General features: G+C 37.0%; 17 protein-coding genes. 7 read left to right on the top strand and 10 right to left on the bottom strand.

Going from position 1 to position 19,159, the window contains the following annotated elements:
• Nucleotides 1-87: 87 nt before the first annotated feature.
• On the bottom strand, nt 88-2,187 hold the full coding sequence (locus AC3WR0_RS18265) for an outer membrane protein assembly factor BamB family protein (RefSeq protein WP_492553650.1): 2,100 nt from the start codon (nt 2,185-2,187) through the stop codon (nt 88-90).
• A gap of 432 nt (nt 2,188-2,619) precedes the next feature.
• Between AC3WR0_RS18265 and AC3WR0_RS18260 the strand changes: the two genes are divergently transcribed.
• Nucleotides 2,620-2,763: a hypothetical protein gene (locus AC3WR0_RS18260; RefSeq protein WP_492553649.1), complete on the top strand. Its 144-nt coding sequence runs from the start codon at nt 2,620-2,622 to the stop codon at nt 2,761-2,763.
• A gap of 115 nt (nt 2,764-2,878) precedes the next feature.
• Here the strand turns inward: AC3WR0_RS18260 and AC3WR0_RS18255 are convergent, their stop codons facing one another.
• From AC3WR0_RS18255 to AC3WR0_RS18230, 6 genes are all read right to left on the bottom strand, one after another.
• On the bottom strand, nt 2,879-3,031 hold the full coding sequence (locus AC3WR0_RS18255; protein WP_492553648.1) for a hypothetical protein: 153 nt from the start codon (nt 3,029-3,031) through the stop codon (nt 2,879-2,881).
• Nucleotides 3,032-3,184: 153 nt separating this feature from the next.
• Nucleotides 3,185-5,527, bottom strand: a complete 2,343-nt coding sequence (locus AC3WR0_RS18250) for a YhgE/Pip family protein (protein WP_492553647.1) — start codon at nt 5,525-5,527, stop codon at nt 3,185-3,187.
• Between the two features lie 78 nt (nt 5,528-5,605).
• Nucleotides 5,606-6,172 (bottom strand): TetR/AcrR family transcriptional regulator, encoded by a 567-nt coding sequence (locus tag AC3WR0_RS18245; RefSeq protein ID WP_492553711.1) that lies wholly within the window; start codon nt 6,170-6,172, stop codon nt 5,606-5,608.
• Nucleotides 6,173-6,325: 153 nt separating this feature from the next.
• Nucleotides 6,326-7,342, bottom strand: coding sequence for an AI-2E family transporter (locus tag AC3WR0_RS18240; protein ID WP_492553646.1), 1,017 nt, complete (start codon nt 7,340-7,342; stop codon nt 6,326-6,328).
• A 225-nt stretch (nt 7,343-7,567) separates the two neighbouring features.
• Complete coding sequence (gene pabB, locus AC3WR0_RS18235; protein ID WP_492553645.1) at nt 7,568-9,304, bottom strand: aminodeoxychorismate synthase component I; 1,737 nt, start codon at nt 9,302-9,304, stop codon at nt 7,568-7,570.
• 27 nt (nt 9,305-9,331) lie between these two features.
• Nucleotides 9,332-9,907 (bottom strand): anthranilate synthase component II, encoded by a 576-nt coding sequence (locus AC3WR0_RS18230; RefSeq protein WP_492553644.1) that lies wholly within the window; start codon nt 9,905-9,907, stop codon nt 9,332-9,334.
• Nucleotides 9,908-10,128: 221 nt separating this feature from the next.
• Here AC3WR0_RS18230 and AC3WR0_RS18225 point away from each other — a divergent pair, with 221 nt between their 5' ends.
• Entirely contained in the window at nt 10,129-11,208 is a 1,080-nt protein-coding gene (locus tag AC3WR0_RS18225; protein ID WP_492553643.1) for a site-2 protease family protein, read from the top strand.
• A 726-nt stretch (nt 11,209-11,934) separates the two neighbouring features.
• On the opposite strand, the gene aspA is transcribed toward AC3WR0_RS18225, so the two are convergent.
• Nucleotides 11,935-13,365 carry an aspartate ammonia-lyase gene (gene aspA, locus AC3WR0_RS18220; RefSeq protein ID WP_492553642.1) on the bottom strand — a complete coding sequence of 477 codons (1,431 nt, stop codon included), beginning with the start codon at nt 13,363-13,365 and terminating at the stop codon, nt 11,935-11,937.
• Nucleotides 13,366-13,380: 15 nt separating this feature from the next.
• Nucleotides 13,381-14,385: an asparaginase gene (locus AC3WR0_RS18215; protein WP_492553641.1), complete on the bottom strand. Its 1,005-nt coding sequence runs from the start codon at nt 14,383-14,385 to the stop codon at nt 13,381-13,383.
• 179 nt (nt 14,386-14,564) lie between these two features.
• Here AC3WR0_RS18215 and AC3WR0_RS18210 point away from each other — a divergent pair, with 179 nt between their 5' ends.
• The 4 genes from AC3WR0_RS18210 to AC3WR0_RS18195 all read left to right on the top strand — a co-directional run bounded on the left by AC3WR0_RS18210 (nt 14,565) and on the right by AC3WR0_RS18195 (nt 17,568).
• Nucleotides 14,565-14,906, top strand: a complete 342-nt coding sequence (locus AC3WR0_RS18210; RefSeq protein ID WP_492553640.1) for a helix-turn-helix domain-containing protein — start codon at nt 14,565-14,567, stop codon at nt 14,904-14,906.
• 187 nt (nt 14,907-15,093) lie between these two features.
• Nucleotides 15,094-16,479 carry a branched-chain amino acid transporter BcaP gene (bcaP, locus tag AC3WR0_RS18205; RefSeq protein ID WP_492553639.1) on the top strand — a complete coding sequence of 462 codons (1,386 nt, stop codon included), beginning with the start codon at nt 15,094-15,096 and terminating at the stop codon, nt 16,477-16,479.
• Nucleotides 16,480-16,751: 272 nt separating this feature from the next.
• A complete protein-coding gene (locus AC3WR0_RS18200; protein ID WP_492553638.1) occupies nt 16,752-17,126 on the top strand; it encodes a DUF3888 domain-containing protein in 375 nt (124 codons plus the stop codon).
• A gap of 175 nt (nt 17,127-17,301) precedes the next feature.
• On the top strand, nt 17,302-17,568 hold the full coding sequence (locus tag AC3WR0_RS18195; RefSeq protein ID WP_492553637.1) for a hypothetical protein: 267 nt from the start codon (nt 17,302-17,304) through the stop codon (nt 17,566-17,568).
• A gap of 203 nt (nt 17,569-17,771) precedes the next feature.
• On the opposite strand, the gene AC3WR0_RS18190 is transcribed toward AC3WR0_RS18195, so the two are convergent.
• Nucleotides 17,772-18,155 carry a hypothetical protein gene (locus AC3WR0_RS18190; protein ID WP_492553636.1) on the bottom strand — a complete coding sequence of 128 codons (384 nt, stop codon included), beginning with the start codon at nt 18,153-18,155 and terminating at the stop codon, nt 17,772-17,774.
• Between the two features lie 150 nt (nt 18,156-18,305).
• Between AC3WR0_RS18190 and AC3WR0_RS18185 the strand changes: the two genes are divergently transcribed.
• A complete protein-coding gene (locus AC3WR0_RS18185; RefSeq protein WP_492553635.1) occupies nt 18,306-18,857 on the top strand; it encodes a DUF4865 family protein in 552 nt (183 codons plus the stop codon).
• Nucleotides 18,858-19,159 lie beyond the last annotated feature (302 nt).

Genomic DNA, 19,159 nt, shown 5'->3' with positions numbered 1-19,159 from the left:
AAAAAAAGGGTTCAAATCATATGCGATTTGAACCTAAAAGTTGAAAAGATAATTAAGAATTTATACTCCTAATCCGAACCTTTTAAACTATTTAACTATCGTTAATTTATGCCCAATGTATAACGGTTTTGCCGGGTCAAGATTATTTGCTTTTACAATGGAGTCGATGGTTACCCCATTCTTTTGGGCAATCTTCCATAAAGTATCACCAGAAATAACCGTGTAAACCATGCTTGTTGATGTTGGCAAAGTAATCAAGTATTTTGCGACATATCCTTGATCCCTATAATAGCTATCTTTCTGATATTCAACAACATACCAATCGCCGATTGCCGAAACAATGCTTACATCGGTACCTGCCGGTAGAATTTTTTTCGTATCATATTGTGTTCCTGCAAAATTTCTTACATTAGCGTTAATCCTTGTTTTCCCAGCTACTATATTACTTATTTGCTGATTCGATGGAACATTGATCAATGGCTTTGATACATACCCTTTTAGCACAGCACTGACAATTCGATATTCCACTTGGTACCAGTCACCAGTTTCGCCGGTAACGGTCACTTCAGAACCAACCGGGATTGTCCTTAAGACCGTACTTAGTGTATTCGCATCTGACCTGAGGTTAGCATTTTTTACTGTTAAACCAAAACCTTCTGTCATATTGATTAACTTATCATTCGCCACATATTCATTTTTATTTCCTGAAAGATCTGTAAGCTTTACAATGATATAGTAATTTCCGCGGGTTACATTAAAGCCCCGGCTATCTTTACCGTCCCAGTAAAAATAGGAGGTTCCTTTCAAATGACGGTCCCAGCCTATGGTGCGAACTGGTAGACCGGTTTGATCGACTACGGTAACGTCCATGTCGGCCTCTTCACTTATCGTAACCGGTATTTTAATTTGGTTTTTACCATCCTGAACAGAAAACTGGTTGGCCGCTGCCAAATCAATGGATGCAGTTGGCTTTTCAGTGTCAGCCTGGCTTGGCTTAGGCACTGAATAAGTATAGAGACAACCATTTGATTCCGTTACAAACAGGGTATCGTTTATAACACCAATAGGTCTTACCCCTACTCCGCCAGTAGGTGTTGAAAGCTCAATGGTTTTAGAAATCAACTGTCCAGTTGCTGCATTAAAGAAATTAAGTTTGTTATGATTCTCCACAATGATTTTGTCAGAGGCTACTACCATTCCCCTTGATCCTGTCACTGTCTGAAGTCCTCCAGCTACAAATTGATCCGCATACATCGTCTTCCATTTTTGTACCCCTGAATTTTTATCAATCGCAATCAGGTTGGTATTATCCATAACAATAACGGAATCACTTGTAACAGATAGAGGTTGTGTAAACGTTCCGGCTGCATTGTATTTCCATAGCGTTTTTCCTGTTAATGCATCGAATGCCAAAATGTTTCTTGTAGTGTTTTTTGTTTCTAAGAAAAGCTGCTCATCTTTATACACTAAATTACCGTACATGGCCGCATTTGGATCTAGGTCTAGTGTCCATTGAACGATACCTGAAGAAATATCAAATGCATAAACTTTCGTTGTCATTGTAACAGGATTCCGGATAATGGCATACAGGCGATTACCGCCGGCAGTCAAAACGCCTGAAACTTTTTCATTTGTCTTCAGAGTATAATTCCATTTTTTTGCGCCCGTTTTTGTATCAACTGCAGCAATTGCTTCAATAGTGTCATCGCTGTTCCGTGTGTAATAAATCAATTTGTTTTGGTCCACTAACAAACGATTCGCGAATGTATCGATGGCCCAAAGCGTTTGTGGAGCACTTCCATTATCTTGAATGGCATAAAGTTTATTCATGGTTGATGCAAATACAATACTATCCTTTGAAACCATATCAAGAAATGCATCTTTATTGTCCGTTGAAAAATCCCATTTTTCTTTATTGGTATCCAGGTCTGTAGCCGATAGAATTTTTTTCTCTATCCTTTCAGCAGAATACAGCTGATTTTGGTTTACCGTAAAAAGAGAAGACGCATTGTTAAATGGTTCCTTCTTTAGGGTTAAATCAACAGGAAGAGAGGCAGCTGAATAATTAGTGTTTCCCTGATCTCCTGCGTGCATTTGCCAGTCTTGCGGTTGACTGTCAGCCCAAGTAAAATTAGGCAGCATGGTCAGCACGAGACATGATGCCAGTAATGAATAAATGAACCTCATGTAGTAATTCCCCCAGATGTTTGATAAAGACATAATCATTTTCCATGATTTCTACATTTTTGGTCAATATGACGATTTTGGTAAAGTCATTGTATTTTACCAGCAATTCATTTATTTACCGCTCTCGATAGCTGACACTTGTTTCTACAAGGTAAAGGTTTAGTTATGTATTTAAGTATTTTAATGACTAAAACGCGAGCAACTACCCTTTTGGGTAGTGAAATTAGATTTTAATAAATTTTTAGTTGTGTGATTTTGACCGAGTTTATCCGCCCTTTTCAGAGATTTATATTAGAGATGCAAGAGTATATATTAGTACTCTCTTATTCTAAGATTGTCTTAAGCCCCTACTTTTAACTGTGACTGTATAAGGAATAATTACCTGTTATGTATCATTCATTTTCAGTCATCCTAATAAGGGAGGTGATTGTGGTGAGTAATAAAAATCCTATTGAGTATACAGGTAAAGTATTGGATAAAAGAAATGATCTAACCGGTCCTAATGATTCAGAAAAGGGTTCCTATCCAGAACGGCCTAAACATGTATCCATACAAAATAAAGGCAAAAATGAATAGTTTCTGTCGTTCTTATTTTTTATTAAAATAAAGAGGAATAAAAATGCATGAGAATAGACTGATTCCCATCAATCAGAAGTTCCAAGAATACGGACACCCATATAGGGTCCCTTTTTTATGGTTCGATTTTTTTAGTTACTTTGTTATCTACACTGGCAAATTCAGTTCCATATTTTCCTGAAGACCCAGCCTGGTTTCGAGATGCTTCAGCTTGATTTTCACGTATTTCTTGATTGCTTGACCTGTTTTCCTTTTTGTTGCCTGCCATTAATTATCACCTCCAGAATATTAATGTAACCTCAATTTCCATTTTTACTAAGAATCCAGGTATGGTAAAAAGCTTTATATTTTTTATAAAGTATTTGACATTGTACGCTGATTAACCAAAAAAAGGCGGACCTTTAATAGGTCCGTCCTTCTTCTATGCTTCTTGCACCTGTATATTAGGCTGACGCTTGAATTTGGCTATAAAGAAAGTCAAAGTAGCCGCCAGGAATAAAACGAAAAAAATCGCTATATGGCCGATGTTATTCCACATAAAACTAAAGTCTCCCGTAGAAATAACAGACCTAAAACCAGATATCGTATAAGTCATTGGCAGGTAATGCATAATGTCTTGCAGGAATTTAGGACTTAGTTCAATTGGATAAGTTCCTGCGCTGCCTGTTAATTGAAGGATCAAGATAATTACGGCCAGGAAACGTCCCGGATTATCAAGCACAGTAACAAGGAATTGAACAATCGCTAGGAATGTCCAGCTTGTAAAAATACTTAGCATAATAAAATATGGAACACTCTTTACTTCGAGTCCAAGACCCAACAGCATGATAGCATCTACTAATAGCGCCTGACCAATTCCCACTGCTAAAATAACCCCAACTTTCCCCATAAACCAGCTGAATCCGCTCTTCGGTTTTGAGGCCGGGTCAAACATTGGAAAAATAACAGAGAGCATAAGCGCACCTACAAATAGACTTAATGACAAGAAATAAGGTGCCAGTCCTGTTCCATAGGTTGGAACATGGTTCATCTTTTTATCCTCAACATTTACTGGCTTTGCAAACATGTCATAAACATGATTATTAGCTTTTACATCACCGGCATCTTTAGCCCCGCTTCCCAACTGATCGCTCAATTGCTTCGAGCCATCGGAAAGCTTATTCATTCCATTGGATAACTCGCTTGAACCATTCGCCAGACTAGTCATACCGTTATTTAATTCACTTTGACCTTTATAAAGTGTAGTAGTACCTTCTGTCAGTTGTTTTGATCCTTGTGCAAGCTTATTGGTTCCGTTTTGCATTAAAGCAGAGCCGGAAGCTAATTGACCTAACCCTGAAGTTAGGGAACTGCTGCCGTTTTCAATTTGGCTAAATCCTTTTTGTGCTTCATCAAGCTTGGAACCAAATAGGGTAAGCCCCTGCTTTAATTGTTCCTGCCCACCTGTCAGCTTATTAGCACCGCCAGATAATTGGTTAATTCCATCGGCGAACTTTTGTTGGCCTTGATTTAACTGAACAGCACCAGTAGCTAATGAATCCGAGCCTTGCTTAATTTTCGAAGCGTTGCTTGCTAATGCACCAACACCCCCAGCTACCTGCTGGCTTCCCTGTGATAATGTTGTCAGTTTATCCTCTATAGCTTTCAATTCTTGCTTTGCCTGTGGATCGTTTGTATTTTCCTCCATCTGGCTTACTTTGCCGAGCAGCTGCTCCAGACCTTGGCTGACGGAAACAGCACCGGCATTGGTTTGATCTGCCCCGTTCTTCCATTCTCCTATGGAAGAAGAGAGCGCTGAAGATCCATCCGAAAGCTGTTGAGAACCCTTTTGCAGATTTGGCATATTTTCCGCGGCTGAAGCTAGGCCATCAGATAATTGCTTAGTTCCAGCCTCCGATTGCGTTGCACCTGCTAACAGCTTAGCGTTCGCCTCTTTCATTTGCCCCAGGCCTGTGCTGAATTGCTGAAGTCCGCTTTGAAGCTGTTGCGAACCAGAGGACGCAGAATCAACGCCTTTAGAGAAAGCAACTGATTTTTCTGCTAGAACCTCAAGGTTTTGTTCTAACGTCTTGGCACCGGAATTAACCGACTTTGCCCCGTTCTCTAATTTGGTTGTGCCGTTTCCTGCTGTTTTAATTCCTTCTGTTAAACTATTGGCACCATCTTTTGCATCGGTAATGCCTTTGTGAAGTTCTCCGGCTCCGTTACTCGCCTTATTGAGCCCTTCTGCTACATCTTTTAATGAATTGAACATGGACTCAGCGTATGTTTTCGTTACAGAGCCCGAAACTTCTTCTTTTATTTTTTCAATGGCTGAATCACCAATTTTTGATGATAAGTAGTTGTTACCTTCATTAACTGTATAGATTAAATTGAGTTTTTTAGGTTGATCACTTTGCAGCGTCGTTGCATTTTTTGAAAAATCTTCAGGGATTTCAATTTCTAAATAATAATCCTGATTTTTCAGGCCCTGTTTTGCCTTGCTTTTGCTGACAAACTCCCAATTAAAGGTTTCTTTCTTTTTTAAATTCTTAACTAAATCGTCGCCAATCTTTAACTGTTTGCTATTGTAAACGGCACCCTGGTCATTATTTACAATGGCAACGGGCATTCTGTCCAAATGGGCATATGGATTCCAAAAAGCCCATAAGTAAGTTCCACTGTAAAGCACCGGAATCGTCATTACACCGATAATGGCAATTAGCAACTTCCGCGTGCGAAAAATTCTCATAAATTCACTTTTTATCGATGCGAAAGCATTCATGTTATTCACCTCATTGATTTTCTTGTTGTCATTGAATTGACTAAAATTCTCATTTAGTCATTTTACTCTAAAAAAACTCTAATCCGAAAGTCGTGTTAGTAAAAATACCTTCATAATTTCTGCGATTTTTTCGGAACTTAAAGCTTCGTGACTCTTTTCCCAATCTGATACTAAAGCAATGTATAGCTTAAACAGCAGAAAACTCGTTATCTCCAGGTCAGTCTGCGAAATCGTATGATTTACACCTTCTAGTTTATGCTGAATATAAGCAATAATTTCATTCTCTATATGCTGCAGCATTTCCGTAACCGCTAATGTCCCCATCTCTTTCTCTTCCTGGATTAGTTTGATCATTAGCAGATGCTGCGAGCGGAACTCAAGCATCCTAAATAATGCATGATGGACATTTTCCGTAAATGGCAGTCCTGGCTGAATCACAGCCTCCGCCTCCGCTTTCATTTCCTTTACTAAGGAAGAAGCAATTTCAGCAAATAACTCTTCCTTGTTTTTAAAAAAGGTATATATCGTGCCCTTGCCTACACTAGCTAGTTTTGCGACATGATCCATCGTTGTCGCTTTATAACCAAACATAGAAAAGGACTTTTCAGCGGCCTCCACAATTAACTTTCTGCGATCTACTGCCATCATTTCACCTCAGAAATCAAAATTGACTATTTTAGTTTTTTGGTCACTTTTAATACTGTATTACTATACCACAGCATAATTTTAGATTCAACATATGGAGTATAAAATTATTTTGTTCCTGTTTAAACTAAAAAAACCGCCCAAATTGAGCGGTCAAATTTCTTTGGTCTCTACATTGAAAAGGTCTAATAAAAACATTAGCAAAGGAATCCCTAATAACATTCCCCATACCCCTAAATAATGCTCAGAAATAATTAAGGTTAAAAATGCCAGGAATATAGGAAGTTTAGTTGCTTGTGACATTAATTTCGGATTGAGTACATAGCTCTCCAAGGCGTGGAGAATCAAAATTAGAATTACTACCGATATGACTTTTGGTATGCCGCCGATTGTAAATGCAATAATAGCAAGCGGTACAAAAGAAATGATGGCTCCGACTACTGGAATCAATCCCAAAATAAACATCATAACACCAAGACCAATCACCTGATGAAATCCAAGTATTGTTAAACCGATGATCGATAAAATAGCATTAATGAGGGAAATAAGAATTTGCAGTTGGAGAACCCGGCCAAAGGTATTGGCAAAATTCATCCCTAAATACTTGTAATAGGAATAGAAAAAATGGACATTACTTGTTTCTAGTTTTTTGCAAAAATCCACTATCTCTTTTTTACCGATTAATAAGAAAAAGCTTAAAAGAAAAGCCAATACCAACTGGAGACTGAATTCACTGACATGCGGGATCGCATGAATAATTGATGTGACAGCTTCTTTTGCATACGATTCCAAATTTATGTCTTTTAAAAATGCTTCAATTCTTGGATTTAGTTGATTCGTATATTTGTCGATATTAAATGATGCTATATTTTGGGCTATTCCGCTTAATTCCTTTGCTGAACGTGTAATATATCGTGTCAGACCGAAGATGATGGCAAATAGAATAACAGCATACATCAAAATGGTAATCAATTTTTCTTTGACCGGTACCACTTTTGATATGGTTTTGTGGAAAACTTGTTGAAGACTGTTAAAGAGATACGAAAAAATAAAGGTCAATAACAATAAATTCAACAAACCTCGAATACTGTACAAAACAATTACCAACAAAACCAAGGCAATTACCTTTTTAACTCCATTGTCTTTAAAAAAACCTTTCAAAAGCTCCATGTGAATCCTCTTTCCTATACTATTGATACATACAGTATATCAATAACCTTGCTTAAATTTTAATGGAAAATCATGAACTTAGTAAAAAAGATCGTCCAAAGGTCATGTTATTTGAAATCAAGGACACTTTCTTATCCATGAACCTCGATTTGTTCTGTAGCAGCCGGATCAACGACCTTTTTACTTACAAGTGGATCTTCAAAGACCTTCAAGTGCTCAAAATCCTTAAACAAATTCCACCTTCACCCACATTCTTACACTATTGATCAGCCAAGCATTAGAGCAATTTTTTAAATCATCTAAGGTTATTTTCCGCTCCATGATTATTTTATTATCTAGTAAGTATTTTCGAAAAGTCCCCGGAAGCAACCCGCTTTCTATTCCAGGAGTATATAACTTTCCCTCCAACTCAACTACCAGATTCCCTATTGTAAACTCTGTAAGTTCCCTCTCTTCATTCCATAAAAGTACATCGAACACTTCTGGAAAACGATCCTTAATAGGGGAATATACCTGCCTGTTTGTTGTTTTATGATAAAGAAATAGTTCTTCCTTTGAAATTGCTTTATCTGCAATTTTCACCGAAACCGGTTCAGGCAAAGGAGTAATATCTGCTCCCTCAATTAATACTTTACCGGTTTGAGAAACAAGCAGTCTCACCTTTTGTTCTGTATTCAAGTTGGGTGAAGCGTAATTTTGCAGCTCCTCGAAAATAGATTGGATATCAATTTCAAAATTGAAATAATTAGCTGACCTTTGTAAACGCTCCAGATGTTCCTCGAGCAAAAAGTATTTCCCATTCTTGAGACTTAAACTTTCCAATAAATCAAAGTCTGGTCTGTTTTGTTGTAATACCTTTGCTTTTGTTAAAATCTCAGCGTATTCTTCTTCCTTGGAAGAATCCCAGGTTATCCCTCCGCCTACACCGTATTCTGCTTTTCCGGTTGCCTTATCCAGAATAACCGTTCGAATAGGCACATTAAAAATAGCTTCCATATCCGGAGTGATATATCCTATTGCCCCGCAATAAACCTCCCGTGGACCCTTTTCTAATTCTGAAATAAACTTCATCGTATTAATCTTGGGTGCCCCTGTAATGGACCCGCATGGAAAAAGAGCTTTAAAAATATCAACCAAATTAGTTTGCGGTGCTATATTAGCCGTTATGGTTGAGGTCATTTGGTAAACCGTAGGATATTGCTCGACAGAAAAAAGCTTAGGGACCTCTACAGAACCGGGCTCTGCTATCACGCCTAAATCATTTCGTAATAAATCCACTATCATAAGGTTCTCAGATCGGTTTTTTTCCGAAGCAGATAACCATTCATAATAAGATAAATCCTCGGTAAAGGTCTTGCCTCTTTGTACAGTCCCTTTCATCGGCCGGGTTGTTATTTTATTATCTCGCAGATGAAAAAAGAGTTCCGGTGAGGCTGACAAAATACTATATTCTTCAGTGGAGATATAGGCACTATAATTAGAGGCTTGCCCTTTCGTAAGCTGCTTATAGAAACCAAAATCATCTCCCTTAATTGTGGAGTTAAGTCGAAGCGTATAGTTAACCTGATATGTATCCCCATTTTTTATGTATTGTTTTATTTTATCCAAGCCTGCATGATAATTCTCTATATTCACGTTTGGTATCCATTCATCCACCGTAAAGCCGCCTGCTTGTGGGATTGTTTGCTGACTGGGTTTCTTAAATAATCCAAACCATAGGAGCGGCATTTTGTTTTGATCATTTACAATAAAAGCCTCATCAAATGCGGGTGCGGCCTCATAAGTAAGATAGCCTGCTGCATATAAACCGGATTTTACTGCATTTTGCACTCTTATTAAACAAGGAATTACCTCTTCAGCCGTCCTGGCAACAATAATTTCCTCTGGATTATCAAAAGTTATTGGCTGAATCGTTCCTTCAAGATCTGCAAATTCAAAATGTAACATCACTTTTTTCGCCATCCGTCTTACCCCTTAAATATTAAAATCTCATACACAAGTCTTCGTTAAGAAAAAGTGCTTCAACATCTCCATGCCATAGTCCGTCATGATAGATTCAGGATGAAATTGCATCCCTTCCACCTTATATTCTTTATGCCTTATTGCCATAATCTCGTTTGTATCCGTTACTGCACTTACTTCCATACAATCTGGAAGTGTTTCAGGATCTACAATTAAAGAATGGTACCTCGTTACGGAAACAGGATTGGGGATCTTATTAAAAATCGTTCTCTTATCATGATTGATTAAAGAAACTTTCCCATGCATTGGACTTGCTGCTTTTTTGATTTTTGCCCCGAAAAATTGAGCAATGGTCTGATGCCCTAAACAGACTCCCAAAATGGGGATCGTCTTATGAAATTCTTTTATTATTTCAAGTGATATACCTGCTTCATCCGGGTTGCCTGGACCCGGTGAAATTAAAATATAGTCCGGTTCTAATCGCTTTATTTCATCTATATCAATTCGATTATTTCTAACCACTAAGACTTCTTTTTCAAATTGTTTAATATATTGTACAAGATTAAAGGTAAAAGAGTCGTAATTATCAATCACAAGAATCATAACAGTACTCCATTTCGCATTTACATAGATAAAACTGTTTCATTAACCTTTCTTTGTTACCGTTTTTTCTTCAATGAGGATTTCGATCATGAAAGGCTCCCTACCCATAATAACATGACAGCAATTTTAAACAATTCCTTTTTTTACACAAGGAAAAAAAGCCCAATTATTGGATTGAAAGTCTATAATAAAAATATAAATATCACAAATGGGGTGTTTGGTTGGAAAGCAAAAATCAAAACAAAACGGTATGGGGAAGCCTGATTGCTTTAGGAACTTTTTTCGCTGGAAAACTTAAATTTCTTGCTTTTATTGCAAAGCTTATAAAGTTTAAAACATTAATTTCTATGTTCATTTCTGTTGGTGTTTATGCCCTTGTGTATGGGTGGAAATTTGCCGTTGGCTTCGTCTATTTATTGTTCATGCATGAAATGGGTCATTTAATCGCCATGAAGAATAAGGGCTTTCCTGTTAAACCTGCGATTTTCATTCCATTTGTAGGAGCCGTCATTAGCGTGGATCCTAGGCAGATTCCCAATGCGAAAGTAGAATCCTATATTGCGTTCGGCGGTCCTATCCTTGGGACAATCGCCTTCCTTCCCTTTGCCGGATTGTATTGGGCAACACATGAACCACTTTGGGGTGTGTTGATGTTTGTTGGTGCCTTCCTAAACTTTTTCAATCTGGCTCCAGTTTCACCGCTCGATGGCGGAAGAATTGTTGGTGTCCTATCCCCGAAAATTTGGTTTTTAGGTCTTTTAGGAATGGCTGTCTACACTTACTTTAATCCAAGCATTATTATGTTTCTTATCCTTTTATTCGGAATAACAGCTCTTTTCGATCGACGAAATCAAATCCTGCATCACGATCTTTTATTGGCACAGATTCATTTCTTAGAGGAAGAGCTTTCTGGAGGCTGGGGAAGCCCTGAAGAAAACGAATGGATTTTAACTCAAATCCAACAAGAAGAAAGAAGATTAGAGAGTAAGGGCTATTTCCAGAAACGCAGGTTGAAAAAACATATTGAATTCATAAAATATAAAAGACAAGTATATGAGGTAAAGGAAAATAGCCTCAAAAGTTACAATGCTGAAATTTTAATGGAGGACTATGCGCAAAAGCTTTCTACTGATTTAAATAATTTCAAATTAGAATTGAAAAGATTGAAAGGTTACTATAAAACGGACACGAAAACGAAATGGGTTGTTCTTATAACCTATCTCGTTTTAGTTATATTTCTAGCATTATTCGTGGGATATGGTCACAGCATCATGGAAGCACACAGGGATGTTATCGGGTAAAAAGAGAAGATAGAAGGGATTATAGGAGGTCCTAAATTGGGGAGAATAATTTAAGTTACTGGGTAAACTCTTAGCAAAATGGCGCTTTGGTACTTGAAAATACGGTGACACAAGAGCTTTATGTTATCGCTGAAAGTGACGGTCCAGCTTTTTAATAATATAGGAAACTTTATCCCTTTTCCGGGTATACGGCAAAAAACTGCCCGAAGGATATTATGACCTAAAACTACAAACAGATAAAAGTGCATTAACAAGAGATTCGGTGCAAAAGCCATTCTCGGCGTGCATTAAGAAATCTTTTTATGCATTCCTTATTTGAAAACGTGCATTTCTTCCTTGAAAACGTGCATTTCTTCCCTGAAAACGTGCATTTCTTCCTTGAAATCGTGCATTTCTCGCTTGAAAACGTGCATTCATTTCTCGATTTCGTGCATTTCTATTAAAAAATCTTGCTTTTCTTTCATATGGTTCTTCATTTCTTTTAAATAACTCTAAAATTCTATCGAAAAATAATTCTTTTCTATTTAAAAGTTCTTTTTTTCATTCAAAAAGCCCGTATTTTTTATCAAGATGGAGGTTTTTATCGGAATCTGTGTTCAAAGTTATTAGAATTACTTGGCAATGCTCCTAGTTCTACTTTTTAAGGATAAAAGAGGACCTTTTTAAAGGTCCTCCATTAATGCCTGCATTCTTCTAATCCCTATTCCAAACGCTATTAAACCGCTCTTAATCTCTTTCTAATAAAGAAGCGCCTGCGATTCCGGGATGAGTCATCTCATAAGGGTCGAGGATTAAATTTAGTTCCTCTTCTGTCAAAACATCGTATTTTAAACATAGTTCCCTTATTGGTTTGCCGCTTAAAATAGCTTCCCTTGCAATTCGAGCTGCAATTTCGTATCCAATGTGCGGGTTAACGGCCGTAATGACCCCAACACTCTTTTCTACATACTCTTTTAATCTATCTTCGTTTGCTTTTATCCCTTCTACACAATTATCTGTAAAAGTACGAAATGCATTATTCATAATACTGATCGATTGCAGCAGATTAAATACTAAGACTGGCTCCATGACATTCAGTTCAAGCTGTCCGGCTTCTGAGGCAAGGCAGATCGTATGGTCATTGCCAATTACCTGAAATGCGACCTGGTTAATTAGCTCTGGCATAACTGGATTAACTTTTCCAGGCATAATCGATGAACCAGGCTGTCTTGCAGGAAGGGTAATTTCACCTAAACCTGCCCTCGGGCCTGAAGCCATTAACCGCAAGTCATTTGCGATTTTTGACATATTCATCATACAAACCTTTAAAGCTCCGGAAACCTCCGTATAGGCATCAGTATTCTGAGTAGCATCCACAAGATGTTCAGCCCCAGTTAACGGCAGACCGGTGATGTCAGCTAGATGTTTAACTACTAATTCAATATAACGGGGGTATGCATTTAATCCGGTTCCTACAGCAGTTGCCCCCATGTTCAATTCGTATAAATGCTGTCTTGATTGTTTAATACGCTTAATGTCACGTCCTATAACGCGGCTGTATGCTTCAAATTCCTGGCCAAGCCTGATTGGTACGGCATCCTGCAGATGGGTGCGTCCCATTTTAATCACATGATTAAAATCCTTAGCCTTTTTTTCAAAAACTGAATGCATATCTTCCATTGTCACTAACAAATTTTCCAAAAGGTTTAAAACAGATATATGAATCGCTGTTGGAAATGAATCATTTGTAGATTGAGACATATTAACATGGGTGTTAGGACTGCAAAGGGAATAGTCCCCTTTTTCTTTCCCAAGTATTTCAATTGCACGGTTGGCAAGGACTTCATTTATATTCATATTAATAGATGTACCTGCCCCACCCTGGATAGGATCGACAATAATTTGATCGTGCCACTTACCTTCAATCATTTCCTCTGCCGCCTGGACAATGGCATTGGCAAGACTAGGATAGAGACGTTTAACATCCGCATTGGCCATTGCAGCTGCCTTTTTAACCATAGCCATTGCCCTAATTAATTCCGTATGAATTCGATAGCCAGTAATAGGGAAGTTTTCTACAGCACGTAGTGTTTGAACTCCATAATAGGCATCGACAGGGACTTCTTTTGATCCTAAAAAATCTTTTTCAATTCGAATTTTATTCTTTGTAATTGTCATATTATCGCTCTCCTATTAATCTTCTTTGTCCGATTTAATGTTTAAGTCTCCAGCTATAGGAGTTTCAATCATTTTTTTAATCTGTTCGATTGAATCAGTTTGTCCAAGAACCCACATTAACTTTGCCAATAGTGCTTCCGTATTCATATCTCCGGATAAAATAATCGGGAGCTGGGCTACCTTATGTCCAACTTCATAGAGAAGTAAATCTTCTCCTTCTTCCAGGCATTGGGTGGTTATGATAACGGCCATTCCCATTTCTGTAAGCTCCTGAACTTTTGAAACCAGGTCTCTGCCTTCAAAAGGTAAGCCGCCATTTCCAAAGCTTTCAATAATAATACCTTTATATAAATCTTTAAGACAATCAAAAATCTCCGGTTTCATACCAGGATATAATTTCATTAAAAAAACATCCGTACACAAATTTGTATTTAATGATAGATTTTTTGTTTCGCCCGAAGGTTTCCAAAGGTATTTTACATCTTTTTTATTCACATAAGCAACATATGGATGATTGATACTTTCAAAGGCATCATAGCTTTTGGTACGCATTTTTACTGCTCTCGTTCCGAGAATCACTCGGCCATCGAATACAACGAACACTCCGCCAATTTCTTCACAGGCAAATCGAAGCGCATCCGCCACATTTTTCTTTGCATCCGTTTTTTTAAAACTGATCGGAATCTGTGACCCGGTTAGCACTACTGGTTTTTCCAGTCCCTGTAGCATATAAGATAGAGCAGAAGATGTATAAGCTAATGTATCAGTACCATGAGTAATGACAAACCCATCGTATTCATTATAATGGGTATAAATAGAATCAGCTATTTTAACCCAGTGCTCTGGCTGCATATTCGTACTGTCAATATTCATTAAGATTTTACCGTCAATTTTTATATCCTCAGATGATTCTGGTATGTAATGAAGTAATTCTCCAACAGATAATCCTGGAACAAGTCCTTCATTTCCTTCCACTGAGGCAATCGTACCACCAGTAGCAAGCAATAGTATTTTCTTCATAAGATACCTCTCCATAACAGGAACTATTATCGCAATACGCGTATTTATATAAGTTATTATAGAACTATACACCGAAATTTCAAGACATTTCGTATTCAATTCGCGCACATTTTTCTTTTCTCGTTTTTTTTACTATGTTATAATGAGCTAAATATTTAGAAAACGGAGATAGAAAGACGATGCTGGAACAACTATCGATATTAAGAAAACAGCGAAAATGGTCCCTGCAGGAAACGGCTGATCAGCTTGGGATGGCGAAAAGTACTTATGCAGGATATGAATCTGGATACCGTGAACCCTCTCTTCAGTCGTTATCTCAAATCGCTGAGTTATTTGAAACCACTGTAGATTTTTTAATTGGGAGAACGGATCAGGAACAGGGCTGTATAGAAATCACGAATCTATTAGAAAAAAATGATGCTAAAATTTCAATAGACGAAAAACCTTTATCAGCTGATGAAATAGTGGACTTTGTCGCATTTGTGAGGATAAAAAGAAGCTTAAAGGAGAAAAAAACATAGACCTGCTTTAATTGTAGTGTCTATAGTTTTCCCATAATTTAAATGCAATGTATGTTTACTTTTTTGTAAGGCAAGTACCCACCCTCTAATCCTGGTGGGCTTTCTTTAGTTTCCATTCAGAAAGACTTTTGGTCTTTCTATCTTTGTTATTTTTTAAATTTTTCAACAACATTTTCAGGAGGACATCATGAACTCAATATTTCGTAAAAAATCGATTAATTCTATGATGGTTAACAGCCAGCAAAATCAGCTAAAACGATCATTAAGCCTATTGGATTTAATTTTCCTGGGTGTTGGTTGTGTAATAGGCACTGGCATTTTTGTCATAACAGGAGTGGTGGCGGCTAAAGGAGCAGGCCCCGCTATTATTATTTCTTTTATTTTAGCCGGTATTGCATGTGCGCTTGCCGCATTTTGTTATGCAGAGTTTTCCTCAAGTGTACCTGTTTCAGGAAGTGTGTACACCTATACTTATACTACATTAGGCGAGCTTTTCGCTTTTTTAATCGGGTGGGACCTTATGCTGGAATACGTCCTGGCTATTTCAGCCGTAGCAACAGGCTGGTCAGCCTATTTCCAGTCTTTTATATCAGGTTTTGGACTTCATATTCCTGATTCGCTAACATCCGCACCTGCCGCACATCAGGGAGGACTCGTGAATCTTCCTGCTGTATTAATCGTTTTGTTACTAACAGCTTTGGTAAGCAGAGGAGCAAAAGAAAGTACTCGTTTTAATAATTTAATGGTTTTTATTAAACTAGCAGTTATACTTATTTTTGTCTTTACGGGTATTAGCTATGTTAAGCCTGAAAACTGGACACCTTTTCTCCCCTTTGGCTTTCAGGGAGTCATTACGAGTGCCGCAACCGTTTTCTTTGCCTATATTGGATTTGATGTGATTGCAACGGCATCTGAAGAAGTTAAAAACCCACAAAGAAACATGCCTGTTGGTATTGTGGCATCACTCGCAATTTGCACCATTTTATATATTGCGGTATCACTTGTCCTTACCGGAATGGTGCCCTACGATAAATTAAATGTAGCAGACCCAGTGTCTTTTGCTCTTAACTTTGTAGGGCAGGATCGTCTTGCTGGCCTTATTTCTGTTGGGGCTGTCGTAGGAATCACAACCGTTATTTTTGCACTCTTATATGCCCAGGTAAGATTATCATTTGCGATGAGCCGCGATGGCCTGCTGCCTAAGGTATTTGCGAGTGTCCATAATAAATATCGCACTCCTTATAAAAATACTTGGTTAACGGGACTAGTAGCTGCTGGTATTGCTGGATTTATAGATTTAACCACCTTGGCACACCTAGTGAATATGGGAACTCTGGCTGCCTTTACCTTGGTTTCTATTTCCATCATAGTTCTTAGAAAAAAATACCCGGACTTAAAACCTTCCTTCAGAGTCCCATGGGTACCCGTACTTCCAGCTATAAGTGCACTTCTATGTATTTACTTATCATTAAGTCTATCCCGGCTAACCTGGATTTCCTTTACGATTTGGATTTCTGCCGGTGTTATCGTTTATTTCCTTTATTCCAAAAGACACAGCCATCTAAATAGTTGATTGTAAAAGCCTCCCCTAGTTATACGCAGGGAGAGAAAACAGTAACATAATAATTCATCTAGCAGACCATTTCGCATAGCGATTTGGTCTGTATTTTTTATTGTTAAATCAAGGTTTATGGGCTTTATGCAATTTAAACCATCTCATAATTTGCACCACAATGCTTATTGTCCTCTGTAAAATTGATATGTTAATTCAGTAACTAATTTAACAGGTATTGTATTTTAAAATATATGTATAAGCATAATAAGAAAAAATAAGCGAGGTTCTATATGATAAAAAACTTTTTAATAGTAATTGCTTTCTTAACTTTTTTCTCATACTCTCCTGTCCAAGCCAAAACCGTAATAAAAAATGATGTACAATTGCGTGATGACTTAATCCTTAATTCGCTATTTCCTTTAATTAGCAAAGAAATCGAGAAACATTATGGCAGACCTAAGCAGTTTTATAACCATCAAATTCTCCAAATCAAGAAGCTGGAAGAAGGAAGCTACTATTTTAAAGTCAAGGTTCAGGCAACTACATTTGAGGGTCCCCATAATCCCCCTTATGATTTAGTGACCATTACTTTTAGTAATTATCGTTCACCAAGTTGGCGGGCGATAGATTTCAAAAGCAGAAGATTAAAGCTGAACGAGGATTAATGAAGACATCTTTTTTAATTAGGTATTTAATCACCAAGCAGATTAAAAACCGAGTAAAACGGAACCCCTTTTTAACATAAGAGCATTTATTATTTTAGAGTCTGTAAAAATTTGTAATCAAAGCGCAAAAATTTCATACTCATAAATATAGGACAAGTAAGGAGTTGTTGCTATTTTGACTAAGTTTGTGATTCTGACTCTGATAATACTTATTATTTTTATTACTTTTCTTTACTTTGTTTCGAGAAATAAACAACAAGCTCTTCAAGTAATTACACTACAAAATTTTATGAGTAGTTATCATGTTCAAGAAAATGAAATTGAGAACAAAAACTTTTTAGATACCATTAAGGACTTTTTCAATGATAACGATAATGATGGATTAATCGATGGTATTGATAACGAGGACAATAATGATGGAGGGGATGATGGCGGCGAATAACATTCCTAATTTTACGCCAAAGGTTGAAAAAGGAGCATCAAATGGTGCTCCTTTTTAACGGTGTGATTTTGTATGCTATTAATTCGTTTTTTCTATCCTAAAAGGGACCCGTTACCAGTATTGGTGAGTTTTCCTTTTTAGTTCTTTATTTAACTAAAGTACCCTTTGATGAAGAATAAACTGATTCTGTTTGATGGACTTAATTAACCATATAAAAGTACAAATAAGCAAGATAAAAATGCCATCCCTGCTAAGGGAGCCATTAGCATTCTCTCTTTTTTACTTTTTGAAGCTAGATTCCCCAGTGTATTTGCCCCCATAAAAATAGTAATTAGTATTACAAAAATATTAGTTGGTAAAAAGAATTCTACTGAAAGAACTTTAGAATGAACTAAAAAAATGAACCCAAAAAGGATTAATAATATTGCTGATGGGAGGCTTATGATTCTCATTTTCTTAGGTAACACCCCTTGAAATTTGCCACCCCAACTATATTCTGCTAAAGGCAACCCTAAAAAAAGTAAGACTTGAAAGATAGCAATGCCGCTCGATATTACTGCCACAATTATCGCGGCTATTTGAACCATATAAACATACCTCCTTTATTTTGTAATAGAATTTTTAAAAAATTATAAATAGAGAACTCCTCCTAGGGATCAACATACTTTCTGTGAAAAGCCATTTATGTTTTAATTAAGTGGTATTCTTTTCCATATGAGGATAAGGAGGAAAAAATAATGATTGCTACGCAGTACAAAATTTCCTTACCAAGTGATTATGATATGAATATTATCAAAGACAGGGTAAGAAATAATGGCCATAAAACAGACGGATTTGACGATCTAATATTTAAGCTTTATTTAGTAACCGTAAAGGGTATGAATGATAATTTGCAAAATAGTTATAGTCCCTTGTACCTTTGGAAAGACAGCAGCAGACTTAACAAATTCTTGTTTGATGGTTTTTATGACAATATCATTAAGTCTTTTGGATGGCAGAACGTAAATGTCGGTATTCCTCTAATTGATACAACTACTCCTAAAATCAAAGAGAATAAATTCCTTTTTCAAATCACAAGAGAAATCCATCCCCAGGAAAGCTTAACTAACCTAAAAGAAAAAATAGATGAAGAAATACCAAAGATTGTGGGTACTGAATATCTCGTTATTTATAACCCGGAAAAATGGTTTTACGATGCGTACTACTTCTTAAACGATTTAAGCAGTTTAAAAGAAATGAGAGGAGTCATTTACAGTATTCTACATGTTTCAACGGAGGAACCGAAATAAAAGCTTTCAAAGACATATGATTGATCAATAACCAAGTTTTGTCCTAGAGAAGCTGTCTATCGGACATATTTCTCATTAACAAGCTCTCTTGCCCTTGAGGTTAATTTATAATTTTAGGTATGTAGTTATTCTATGTTTTTTATAAATCAAGATACCATTAAAGTTTACCTATTTCAAAAGAAAAAGCTGTCATTTTGACAGCTTTCAGTCTGTTGATAAAGTCGCTTGTCAATGGACAAAATGGTAAGAATTTTATAAAATCTCCTCAAATTCATTATATTAGAGGAGGTTTTTTTATGCTT

The organism is Neobacillus sp. FW104-15D2 (assembly GCF_058790155.1).
Note: the sequence above shows the minus strand (reverse complement) of the source record. Positions and strands in the feature narration are given on the sequence as shown.